8 protein-coding genes are annotated in these 12,966 nt (G+C 35.0%); 4 read left to right on the top strand and 4 right to left on the bottom strand.

Going from position 1 to position 12,966, the window contains the following annotated elements; translation table 11 throughout:
* The first annotated feature begins 36 nt into the window (after positions 1 to 36).
* A complete protein-coding gene (gene rnr, locus ALGA_RS09680) occupies positions 37 to 2,214 on the top strand; it encodes a ribonuclease R (RefSeq protein WP_096429119.1) in 2,178 nt (725 codons plus the stop codon).
* Between the two features lie 187 nt (positions 2,215 to 2,401).
* Positions 2,402 to 3,754 carry a sigma-54-dependent transcriptional regulator gene (locus ALGA_RS09675; protein ID WP_096429118.1) on the top strand — a complete coding sequence of 451 codons (1,353 nt, stop codon included), beginning with the start codon at positions 2,402 to 2,404 and terminating at the stop codon, positions 3,752 to 3,754.
* Between the two features lie 2 nt (positions 3,755 to 3,756).
* Here the strand turns inward: ALGA_RS09675 and ALGA_RS09670 are convergent, their stop codons facing one another.
* On the bottom strand, positions 3,757 to 6,309 hold the full coding sequence (locus ALGA_RS09670) for an ATP-binding protein (protein ID WP_096429117.1): 2,553 nt from the start codon (positions 6,307 to 6,309) through the stop codon (positions 3,757 to 3,759).
* 342 nt (positions 6,310 to 6,651) lie between these two features.
* Between ALGA_RS09670 and ALGA_RS09665 the strand changes: the two genes are divergently transcribed.
* Together ALGA_RS09665 and ALGA_RS09660 are read left to right on the top strand one after the other, a co-directional pair.
* The gene (locus ALGA_RS09665) at positions 6,652 to 7,515 is read left to right on the top strand and encodes a Cbp1 family collagen-binding glycoprotein adhesin (RefSeq protein ID WP_096429116.1); all 864 of its coding nucleotides are present in this window, start codon (positions 6,652 to 6,654) and stop codon (positions 7,513 to 7,515) included.
* A gap of 215 nt (positions 7,516 to 7,730) precedes the next feature.
* Positions 7,731 to 8,117 (top strand): hypothetical protein, encoded by a 387-nt coding sequence (locus tag ALGA_RS09660; RefSeq protein WP_096429115.1) that lies wholly within the window; start codon positions 7,731 to 7,733, stop codon positions 8,115 to 8,117.
* 22 nt (positions 8,118 to 8,139) lie between these two features.
* Here the strand turns inward: ALGA_RS09660 and ALGA_RS09655 are convergent, their stop codons facing one another.
* The 3 genes from ALGA_RS09655 to ileS form a co-directional block, all read right to left on the bottom strand.
* Entirely contained in the window at positions 8,140 to 8,751 is a 612-nt protein-coding gene (locus ALGA_RS09655; RefSeq protein WP_096429114.1) for a lipoprotein signal peptidase, read from the bottom strand.
* 125 nt (positions 8,752 to 8,876) lie between these two features.
* On the bottom strand, positions 8,877 to 9,251 hold the full coding sequence (locus ALGA_RS09650) for a TraR/DksA family transcriptional regulator (RefSeq protein WP_096429113.1): 375 nt from the start codon (positions 9,249 to 9,251) through the stop codon (positions 8,877 to 8,879).
* Positions 9,252 to 9,286: 35 nt separating this feature from the next.
* Complete coding sequence (ileS, locus tag ALGA_RS09645) at positions 9,287 to 12,727, bottom strand: isoleucine--tRNA ligase (RefSeq protein WP_096429112.1); 3,441 nt, start codon at positions 12,725 to 12,727, stop codon at positions 9,287 to 9,289.
* Positions 12,728 to 12,966 lie beyond the last annotated feature (239 nt).

The following is a 12,966-nucleotide window of genomic DNA, read 5'->3' as shown; positions in this document are numbered from 1 at the left end:
GGATCAACCCAATAATAAAATTACAAAATTTAAGAAATGTCAAAAAAAAATAAAAAAGAACATAAAAAAGATCATCAAAAGGAAAGCCCAAAATATAACCGCCAAAATTTGGCAAAATTAATTGATGGGATATTTGCCCAGAATCCTACGAAAACGCTCAATTACAAACAAATTGCAAGCGAATTAGGAATTAAAGACATGGGGACGAAACAACTCGTAGTCGTAATTCTAAGCGATTTGGTTGATTTAGATGTTTTGAGTGAAATCTCAACAGGGAAATATAAATTAAAATCAAAAATTGGAAATATAACCGGTAAAGTGGACATGACTGCCCGTGGATCCGCATTTATTGTTTCCGATGAAATTGAAGAAGATGTTTTTGTATCACAAGCAAATCTGAATCGGTCTTTGCATGGCGACATCGTTAAAGTTGCTCTGTATGCACGTAAGAAAAGCAAGCAACCGGAAGGTGAAGTTGTTGAAATCGTTAAAAGGAAAAAAACCACATTCGTTGGAATCGTAGATGTTTCTAAAAACTACGCATTTCTGGTTTCCTCAGGCAGACAAATGCCATACGATATATTTATTCCTTTAGCCAAGTTAAATGGAGCTCAAAATGGGGATAAAGCAATTGCACAGATTATTGAATGGCCTAAAAAATCAAAAAATCCGGTTGGGCAAATCACTACCGTTTTAGGTAAACCTGGTGATAACAATACCGAGATGCATGCCATACTTGCTGAGTTTGATTTGCCACATATTTTCCCTGAAACTGTAAATGAAGCAGCAGAGGAAATATCAGATGGAATCACAAAAGAAGAAGTTGCGCTTCGCAGAGATTTCAGAAATGCTACCACCTTCACCATTGATCCGCACGATGCGAAAGATTTCGATGATGCGTTATCAATTAGTACTCTTGAAAATGGAAATTGGGAAATTGGAGTTCACATTGCAGATGTAACGCATTACGTTAGAAAAGGAAGTATCATTGAACAAGAAGCTTTCGATAGAGCAACTTCAGTTTATTTGGTAGACAGAGTAGTTCCAATGTTACCGGAACGTTTATCGAACGGAATTTGTTCATTGAGACCCAATGAAGATAAATTGACTTTTTCTGCTGTTTTCGAGATCGATGATAAAGCAGATGTTATCAATACCTGGATTGGTAAAACTATTATTAATTCGAACAGACGCTTCTCTTATGAAGAGGCTCAGGATATAATTGAAACTGGCGAAGGAGATTTTAATGAAGATGTTCTTACCCTTGATAAACTAGCTAAACTTCTTCGTAAAAGAAGATTTAAAAAAGGAGCTATTAATTTTGAACGTTCCGAAGTAAAATTCGAACTTGACGAAACAGGAAAACCTACACATGTGTATTTTAAAGATTCGAAAGATTCGAACAAGCTGATCGAGGAATTTATGCTTTTGGCAAACAGACGTGTTGCTGAAGTGGTTGGACGAGTAGCCAAAGGAAAATCTGCCAAAACCTTTATTTACAGAACTCATGACCAGCCAAATCCTGAGAAGCTGAATACCTTTAATCAATTTATTCAGAAGTTTGGATATAGTCTTAAAACGACGAATCCGGGAGCAATATCCTCTTCGTTAAATGCATTACTACACGATGTGAAAGGCGAAAACATTCAAAATTTGGTTGAAACATTGGCAATTCGCTCTATGTCGAAAGCTGAATATTCCACAGTAAATATTGGCCATTACGGATTACACTTCGATCATTACTCACACTTTACTTCACCAATTAGAAGGTATCCCGATATGATGGCTCACAGATTGTTGGAGAAATATTTCTCGGGTGCTAAATCGGTGAACAAAGATAAGTACGAAGAGTATTGCCGTCATTGTAGTGAGATGGAGCAAAAGGCAGCACAAGCTGAACGGGCATCTATAAAATACAAGCAGGTGGAGTTCATGCAAGAGCATCTTGGCCAAGAGTTTGTTGGAACTATATCGGGTGTTACCGAATGGGGTTTTTACGTAGAATTGGAAGAAAACAAATGCGAAGGAATGGTTTCTATTCGTGAATTGGAAGATGATTTCTACGAATTCGACGAAGACAACTATTGCATTGTTGGACGCAATCACCGCAAAATTTATCAACTGGGCGATAAGGTTGATGTTTTAGTTGCTAAAGCAAATTTGGTCGCTAAGCAACTTGATTTTGTATTAGCTGATTCAGAAAAAAAAATATAATTCATAGATTGTAAAGAAAAGCAAGGTCGGATTTCAGGTTTGAAACCCGACCTTTTTCTTCTGTTATTCAGCAAGATAGATCACATTCCTTAATAAATCATAAAATGAGAGAGATCATTTCATTCATACACTCTTTTTATGTAATTTTGATTGAAACCATTATACACTAACAAAGGTCAGGTTACGCATGAAGAAGATTTTAATAATTGATGATGATCCAACTATATGCATGATGCTGCAAGGTTTACTGAAACGTAAAAACTTTGATGCCGATACAGTGTTTTCTGCTGGAGAAGCCTTAAAAAGGCTAGAGAACAATCAATTTGATCTTGTTTTAAGTGATTTCCGCTTGCCTGATTTTGATGGATTAGAACTTCTTCAGAAAATCAAATCCATGCATCCCCAAGTTCCTGTTATCATCATGACATCTTATGCTGATATAAGAACTGCTGTGAATGCAATTAAAATGGGTGCTTTCGAATATGTAACCAAACCTCTTAATCCTGATGAGATTCTATTACTCATCAATTCGGCATTAGAAAAAGCGGAAGATTCGAAGAATTCAAAAAAAGCAAAAGAGAAAAAAAATAAAGAAGAGATTGAGTTTGTTCGTGGAAACAGTTCCAACTCATTACAAATTGACCAATACATTAAATTGGTAGCACCTACCGATATGTCTGTTATTATTGAAGGTGAGAGTGGAACAGGTAAAGAAATTGCGGCTCGAAGAATTCATTTTGACAGCAAGAGAAAAAAGAAGGCTTTTGTTGCTGTTGATTGTGGTGCCTTATCTACAGATTTGGCCGGAAGTGAACTGTTCGGACATATAAAAGGATCTTTTACAGGAGCAATAAACGATAAAGAAGGACAATTTGAATCCGCACAAGGAGGAACTTTGTTTTTGGATGAAATAGGAAATTTATCTTATGAAATTCAGATGAAGTTATTAAGAGCTTTGCAAGAACGTAAAGTTCGAAAAATTGGCAGCAATAAAGATGTTGATGTTGATGTTCGGATTTTAGTTGCGACCAATGAAGACTTAGCCGTTTCGGTAAATAAGGGAGACTTTAGAGAAGATCTTTATCATCGCTTAAACGAATTTAAAATTACTGTTCCTTCTTTGAGAAATCGTATTGAAGACATCGAAATATTTTCAAATTATTTTCTTGAGCTATCCAATAATGAGCTCAATAAAGATATCTCCGGATTTAGTTCTGAAGTTCTGGACAAATTCAAAACTTATTCTTGGCCAGGCAACTTACGAGAACTTCGAAATGTTATACGAAGATCAGTATTATTGAGTCCTGACAGTAAAGTGGAACTGGTTAGTTTACCCAATGAAATCTTAAATAACAATCCAAGTAACAATATAATTGTAGAAGGTTCTAATCTTAAATTGATTCAGGCAGCTAATGAGAAAGAATTGATTGTATCAACTCTTAAAAGGGTAAATTACAACAAATCAAAAGCAGCCAGATTGCTTAATATTGATAGAAAAACTCTATACAATAAGCTTAAGCAATATGGAATTGACATGTAGAGTTAGGCTAAAATATCATCCTGAATGGATGATATCACCAATTCCGAATTCGCACTAACTGCTACAATCAAATCACTTATCTCTTCGTGATTTATAACCATATTTTCCTGTTTATGCAGAATAGATTCTAATTGGCTTAAAATAGGAACCACATTAATTACTCGGAGCTGATTAAAAGAAGAAAGCATTTTATGTGCAATTTCGCCAATTTCCAAATAATTCTTATCTGCTAAGGCATTATTTAGTAAGCCAATATTTTCATTGGCCGAGGCAATAAACTGCTCCAAAATCTGATTAACCAATTCCTGATCGTCTGAAATAAATTGCTTAATTTGAGTTAAGTCGTAAAGAGCATCAGAATCAATTTGATCGGAAGTAATCAATTCTATACTTTTCTCTTCTCCTACTCCCCCAAATAAATCGCTAAGCATATTAATTAGAATGGCCTCATCGAATGGTTTCACAAGGCATTCTGTCATTCCGGAATCTATGTATTCCTTTAAATCTGATTCTCGCACATTTGCTGTTAATGCAACAATTGGAATTTCTGATTTTGCAATTTGCTCCAACTGTCGAACCTTCTTACACAACTCAATTCCTCCCATTATAGGCATATGAATATCCGTAAGAATCAGATCGTAATCGTTTTGTCTTATTAAATCATAGGCTTTAGATCCATCTTCAACAAAATCGGCATGTAGTCCCCAACCGCCAAAAATGGTTTTTAATAGTAATAAACTGTATGGATCATCATCAGCGATTAAATACCGTTTTTCCTTTAGACAGTCAGAAATTTGAATCTCTTGTATTCCCTTTAACTCAGCAGCCTCCTCTTTCGATTCCAATAGTGGTATTCGCATCGTAAAACAAGAACCTTCACCAAGCTTACTTTCCACATCTAAATCACCACCTAATAGTCTTGCTAATCTTCGACTAATTGCCAAACCAAGTCCAGTTCCTCCGTACTTCCGCGCGGAAAATGAATCTGCCTGACTAAAATCCTCAAATATGGTTTCCAATTTACTTTCATCAATTCCAATTCCGGTATCAATAACGCTTACTTCAAATACAAAATACTTATCAACCGGAATAACCGACGATTTAATATTCACAGATCCTGAAGAAGTAAATTTTATAGCATTACTTCCCATATTCAGCAAAATCTGCTTAATCCGAAATGGATCACTAACCAAATTTATTTGGGCATCTCCTTCGTATTCCCACGTAAAATCAATATCTGTATTCTCAGTATTAACCTTCAATACATCAAAAGCATCAAAAACAAGTGACTGCGGATGAAAAGGAATATTTTCAATGTGTAGTTTTCCTGCTTCGATTTTCGACAAATCAAGAATCTCATTGACCAAGCCCAATAAATGTTTCGATGAATTTTTAAGAACACGAACAAATCCTTGTTGCTGCTCCTCCAGTTTTGTTTTATTTAGCTGATTGGTAAAACCTATTATTGCATTAAGGGGAGTTCTTATTTCATGACTCATTATCGCTAAGAAATCCTCTTTTACTTTCGCCAATTTTTCAGCATTTCCTTTCGCTATAATTAATTCTCTTCGATAGAAATTACTCTTTGAGATATCCGTAAGGATGAAAATAATAAATAGGATACCCAACACAAATCCTACAATTATAATCGCCGAAATAATAAAGATTGAATTGCTGGCAGTCTCTTTTGCACTATCCGATTCCTGAGTTAATTGCTGCAACCTTTCTTTCTCTAATTGGTGTAATAAAATTTTAATTTTATCCCACATTACAGAGTTTTCCTCAACCAGCCGCAATTCTTCATTCGACACAATCTCTCTGTTCAATCGTTCTTTAGCTTGTGCAACAAGTAACATATTCTCCAGACTTCGTAACAAACTATCTGCCTGAGGCAAGTAGCTTGTATCAATCTGGATCTGCGTGCGTTTAATCACCGTTTCTATGGAATCTATTTTGGTCTCACTCTTTTTATTACTAAAAAGTCTTGCTACAAATCCTTTCTTTTTAGCCTTTTCCGTCACTTCTGCCGGACTTACAACAGTATCTAAAAAGGTGGTGGTAGTTGTGGTGGTTTTAATTTTTGTTTTTGCCGAATCAGAAACTACACTCAGCTTCTCCATTGCTTTTTGTGAAAGATTCTCCTTTTCTTTTGATCTTTTTAATTGAACGAACTTCTCTAATTTATCAGACCGTTCCTCCAACAAATAGTTCATTGAATCAATTAAAAAAAACGATTTACTCGTATCAACACTATAATATCGTAATGAATCTAAATCGTTTTGAATTTCAATTATATTTTCGGCGTAATTAGCCAGGTAGCGTTCCTTTTTTGTCAAAGAATAAATTCTGATTTTATTTTCAGCTTCCGATAAATTGGTCAGTATTCGGTTCATTCTCGCAATTTCAGCATCTGGTTTGGATAAGAACAATACAGAATCAAGAAGTTTGTTGTAAGATTGATAAGCAATTACCACAGAAGCAATAATAGCTACGAACACAAAAATATATCCTAATACAACCTTAGCCTTAATATTGCTTTTATTCTCAGATACCATGCAAATAGTTATTTTCAATTGAATGGAAGACTCTTACTCCATTGAGGTAAAGTTAGTAAGAATTTTTTTAGTCAGTTTTATATAGTCCACACACAATACTTAGACTGTAATTACGTTTTGTGGGGATTATATACCCAAAAAGTGTGGAGATATTCTACAAATTCAAAATACAGATATCATTCACCCTTAATTTCCACCAAATGCACCAAGCTCTATTTATCACTGATAACATGATAGTTACGAATTCGATTAAAACAATATCATTGATAAATTCATTTTGGCATGATATTCACATATGTAGTAGAAACAAGATAATGAAACCTAATCTCTAAAAATTTATTTATGAAACGTATTATAATAGCATTGCTGATTGTTCCTTTGTTTATCTCATGTAATCAAAAAGAACTAAAACAATTAAGAGAGCAAAATCAGCAACTTACTGTAATGGCTCAGGAAAAAGATTCTTCAATTAATCAATTCATTGGGTCATTAAATGAAATTGAAGAAAATCTTGAATTAATAAAACAAAAAGAAAATATCATTGCAGTTAACTCTGAGAATCCTAATCAGTCTCAAAAACAAAAAATTGCCTCTGATTTAATTTCAATCAATAATTTAGTAGAACAAAATAAATTAAAAATTGAAAATCTTGATAAAAAACTAAATAATAGCTGGTACCAGAACTCGAAGCTACGCAAATTAACTGATCGTTTAAAAACCGAATTAGACACTAAAGAAGGTGAAGTTATTGTTTTGAATGACAAAGTAGGAAAATTGAACATTGAGGTTGATAACTTGAATGGACAAGTAGGAGAGTTGAGCGGAACTGTGTTGGCTTTGAATACTGAAAACGAGATCAAAACTAAAGTAATCGAAAACACCACAACCGAATTGAATACTGCTTTCTATGCATTTGGAACCAGCAAAGAATTAGAAGAAAAAAATATAATTACCAAAGATGGTGGATTTATCGGAATTGGTAAAACTGAAATTCTTAATAAAGATTTTAACACAAGTGAATTTGAAAAAATTGATATCACCAAAGTTACCACTATTCCTGTCATCGGGAAGAAGATTAGTTTTGTAACAAATCATCCAAGTAGCTCTTATAAGGTTGAGGGAGTTGAAACAGTTGAGGGAATTACAATTCTAGATCCAGTTGAATTCTGGAAATCTTCAAAATATTTGGTAATCACGGTAAGATAATCAATACATGGTTGAGTTTTAAGGTTGTCCAAGAAAGGCTGTCAGGAGTGACGGCCTTTCTTATGCTTCTTTTACTACTAAGGAACACAAAATCATACACTTATTTCGTTTTTAAAAATTGAACTTGACACAGTATCAATTAGTAAATCTATTTTGAATGTTCATGAGTTTTTGTATTTTAGTATTTAAATTCAGTTTAAATAAAAATAGAGCTCATGAAAGAAGCATTTCAAATCAATAAAATTTATTCAATAATCCTTTTACTTGCCGGATTAATTGGATTTACTGCAAGATATCTTGAAGTTGGAGATTGGCAATTCACAGCCTTAATTCCAGCTTTTTTTGGTCTTATACTCTTCTTTTGCACTACAGGTATACAGAAAGAAAATGCGGCAATAGGACATGTTGCTGCACTTGTCACAAGTTTACTAATTGTGATGTCGGTTGTGATGTTAACGAAAGGTATTTTTGGAGATGCAGGATGGGGACGAAAACAATGGATATTCCTAATCATCATTGCTGGAGGAATATGGAGTTTACGAAGTCAGATATTGTATTTTAAAGCACAACGAAAAAGAAAAGCCAATCAGGCTAAGTCATAAAAAAAGCCCTAACGGGCTTTTTTTATTTGTGTTCTTTCATGAAATATTTTCGCTGAAACAAAAGGATAGAAATAACACCAATTGTTATGTATGAATCGGCAATATTAAAAACCGGGCGAAAGAAAACGTAATGTTCTCCGCCCCACATAGGCAACCAATCGGGGAATCTTCCATCCAACAAAGGGAAGTAAAGCATATCAACTACTTTGCCATGTAAAAAAGAGGCATAACCACCTGCTTCGGGCATAAAAGTTGAAACCTGATAGTAGCTATCATTAAAAATTAATCCGTAAAATGCACTATCGATAATATTTCCCATTGCACCTGAAAAAATCAAAGCAATTGAAATAACTAATCCCAAAGGAGCCTTCTTGGTCGAAATATCATGCAGATACCAACCAATACCGCAAACAGCAAAAATTCGAAACAAACTTAAAAGAATTTTACCCCATTCACCTTCCAATTCCATACCGAAAGCCATTCCATTGTTTTCGATAAAATGGATCAGGAACCAATCTCCGAATACCGAAAATTCTTCCCCAAGCATCATATGGGTCTTAATCCAAACTTTTAGTACCTGGTCCAAAATGAGTAGTACCACGATAAGTGCTGCCGATTTCTTAAATAAAGACATATTGATTGTTTAAACGTTAACTATTACTCTATATTCAGATTTCAAATAAATAAAATCTGATAATAGTAAACAAAAATGATTGGAAGATTATTCTTCCAATCATTTAATATATTCTATAAAAGATCTTACTGTTTGTTTTTAGCCTCGATACTTAATGTAGCATGAGGAACAGCACGAAGTCTTTCTTTAGCAATTAAAGAACCTGTTTCGCGGCAAATGCCATAAGTTTTATTTTGAATTCGAACTAAAGCTAATTCTAAATGAGAAATAAACTTTGCCTGACGCTCAGCTAAACGCCCAGCCTCTTCTTTAGACAATACGGATGCTCCCTCCTCTAACACTTTAAAAGTTGGCGAAGTATCTTGAGTATCATTTCCAGAACTATTCGAGATTACTTCTTTTAGAGTCACGTAATCTTTTTTGGCTTTCTCAAGTTTTGCTTTAATCAAATCTTTGAATTCCTGTAACTCCTCGTCTGTATATCGCTTCTTTTCTGTCATTGTTTCTATTTTTTTTAAAGATAACAAAAAATCAATTATTCACTAACTTTTTCAATCTTAATAAAGCTCTCTATCCCCTGCTCAATCTCTACTGCTTTGGCTTCATTCTTGGATAATTTCTTAACTAATTCTAAACTGACAGCTAAAGTCTGACTCCCAATGTATTCTTTATGAGCAAGTACCGCATCATTAATAGAATCGTGCATCATAATTTCGAGCTTGATTTTATCAGTTACTTCAAAATCACTTTCTTTTCTTAAATTTTGAATTCTATTGATAAACTCCCGTGCTATTCCTTCTTTACGTAATTCATCAGTTATGTTTACGTCCATTGCCACAGTAAGTTTCCCTTCATTAGCAACTAACCATCCTGGAATATCCTCCGAAGCAATTTCTACATCTTCCGGTGCTAATACAACAGTTACATCATTTACAATAATTGAATAGCTGCCGTCTTTCTCAAAAGCAATAATGTTTTCCTGATTCATTTTACCGATTTCAGCAGCAATTTGTTTCATTATCTTACCATGCTTTGGACCCAAGGTCTTAAAGTTAGGCTTGATGCTTTTAACTAAAACTCCTGATGTGTCAGTAATAAATTCCATTTCTTTCACATTAATTTCAGAAAGAACGATGTTTTTAATTGCCTCTAACTGAGGAACCATTGTTTCATCAAGAATTGGAATAATAATCTTTTGTAAAGGCTGACGAACACGGATTTTCACCTTACGACGCAATCCTAATGACATTGAAGAAATCTTCTGAGCCATATCCATTCTTTCTTCCAAAGCAGAATCAATTACTTCCGCATCATATTTAGGGAAATTAACCAAATGAACCGATTCTTCGCTAAAGCGACCACTAACTGAATTTAGATCTTTAAACAACTGATCCATGTAAAATGGAGCAATTGGTGAAGCCAATATCGAAATGGTCTCCAAACATTTGTAAAGAGTCTGGTAAGCCGAAATCTTATCGGTAGAATAGTCTCCACCCCAATATCTCTTACGACACAAGCGAACGTACCAGTTTGAAAGATTTTCATTTACAAAATTCTGTATTGCCCGACCCGCGCGAGTTGGCTCATAGGTTTCATAACACTCTTCAACTTCCTTAATTAAGGAATTCAAAAGAGAAAGAACCCAACGATCTATTTCAGGGCGGTTTTCCATTGGAACATCAGCTTCAGAATAATCAAATCCATCAACATTTGCATACAATTGGAAGAAACTATAAGTATTATAAAGAGTTCCGAAGAATTTACGACGAACTTCTTCAACACCACCCAAATCGAATTTTAAATTATCCCAAGGTTGCGCATTTGTAATCATGTACCAACGCAATGGGTCTGAACCATATTTCTCAATGGTTTCAAAAGGATCAACAGCATTTCCATGTCGTTTAGACATTTTATTGCCTTTTACATCCAATACCAAACCGTTAGAGATGATGTTTTCAAAAGCAACACTATCAAAACACATTGTTGCAATAGCATGTAAAGTAAAGAACCATCCACGTGTTTGATCCACACCCTCAGCAATAAACTGAGCTGGGAACAGCTTGTCGAAATTCTCTTTGTTTTCGAAAGGATAATGTTGCTGTGCATATGGCATAGCTCCTGAATCGAACCAAACATCAATCAAATCGAGCTCACGAAACAATTTCTGCCCCGTTTCACTCACCAAAATCAAACCATCAACGTATGGACGGTGTAGATCGAATTTCTCGTAATTCTCTTTGCTGTTATCTCCTTCGATGTAATCAGCAAGTATATTTTCGGTCATGAAACCGGCAGCCATCGACTTTTCAATCTCAGCTTTTAATTCGGCAACAGAACCAAGACATTTAATTTCTGTACGATCTTCACTCGCCCAAATTGGAAGTGGAGTTCCCCAATAACGGGAACGGGAAAGGTTCCAATCTTGTAAATTCTCCAACCATTTTCCGAAACGACCTTCACCAGTTGATTTAGGTTTCCAGTTAATGGTTTTATTGAGTTCGATCATACGATCGCGAACTTTTGTTGTTTGGATAAACCAAGAATCCAATGGATAGTAAAGAATTGGTTTATCTGTTCTCCAGCAATGTGGATAGTTGTGAACGTGTTTCTCAACTTTAAAAGCCAAACTCTCTTTCTTCAATGCAACAGCGATATCAATATCCAGAGTTGCATCCTTATCGGTTAAAGTTGGATCGTAAGCATTCTTTACAAAACGACCAGCATACTCGCCGTAAGCCTCAACATTCACAAATTCTTTTACAAACTCTTCGCTCAAATCTTCAATTTTGAAGAATTTACCGGTACGATCAACCATTGGTTGCATTTTACCTTCTTTATCGCGAAGAATTAATGGAGAGATACCAGCACTTTTAGCTACCCTGTCATCATCGGCACCAAAAGTTGGAGCGATATGAACGATACCTGTACCATCTTCTGTGGTGACAAAATCACCAAGAATAACACGGAAAGCATCACCTTCAGGTTTAACCAAAGGCATAATTTGCTCGTAACGAACACCTTCCAAATCTGCTCCTACATGTTCCGAAAGAGTCTTGAAAGTTAAACGCTTGTCGCCAACTTCATATTCCCCCAATTCAAGTCCTTCGTATTTTTTATCAAAGAAATTATAGAACAGTTTTTTTGCCAAAATAACCACACAAGGAATTCCTGTATATGGATTAAAAGTTCGAACACGAACGTATTCAATTTTTGATCCAACAGCCAAAGCTGTATTCGAAGGAAGTGTCCATGGCGTAGTTGTCCAGGCAATAAAATAAGCATCACAATCTAATCCTTCGTAAATGAATTCGCTTTTTTCATCGCGAGCCACCTTAAACATACCAACTGCTGTGGTATCTTTTACATCCTTATAACAGCCTGGCTGATTCAACTCATGAGTTGATAAACCAGTACCTGCCGCAGGAGAGAACGGTTGGATGGTATATCCTTTGTAAAGCAAATCTTTCTCGAACATTTGCTTTAACAACCACCAAAGTGTTTCTATGTAACGGTTATCGTAGGTAATATATGGCTCTTCCATGTTTACCCAGTATCCCATTTTAGAAGTCAGATCTTCCCACTCACGGGTATATTTCATAACATTGGTACGGCATGCCTGGTTGTAATCATCAACCGAGATTTTCTTTCCAATATCTTCTTTAGTAATTCCCAATTCTTTCTCAACAGCAAGTTCTACCGGCAAACCATGAGTATCCCAACCCGCTTTACGGTTCACCTGAAATCCTTTAAGAGTTTTGTATCTGCACACAATATCCTTAAGAGCACGTGCCATAACATGGTGAATACCCGGCATACCATTTGCAGATGGAGGTCCTTCATAAAAAACAAAAGTAGGATTGCCTTCACGAGTCTCCAAACTTTTCTCAAATGTGTTATTTTCTTTCCAATCTTTTAGAATATCCTTATTGACCTGTGATAGATCAAGTTTCTTGTACTCTGGGAATTTAGTGCTCATTTATTGTAATATTTATCTTGAATTCGCTAACACCGATTAGTATTTGCATTCATCATTATCTGTGCAAGCCCGATAGCTATCGGGGTGATACTGATTGACAAATGTTTCTCGGCATTATATCGACTTAAATTATCTTATTTTGTATTAAAAGTTTACAAATATAGAAAAAATACAAGAATTGATGGTCATAGTGATTGTAGAATCAAGGATCTAAGCTCTATTTAATCAGTCAATAAAAG

Origin of the sequence: Labilibaculum antarcticum, from assembly GCF_002356295.1 — a bacterium.
GTDB lineage: Bacteria > Bacteroidota > Bacteroidia > Bacteroidales > Marinifilaceae > Labilibaculum > Labilibaculum antarcticum.
The sequence above is the reverse complement of the archived record's forward strand: the minus strand, read 5'-3'. Positions and strand labels throughout refer to the sequence as shown.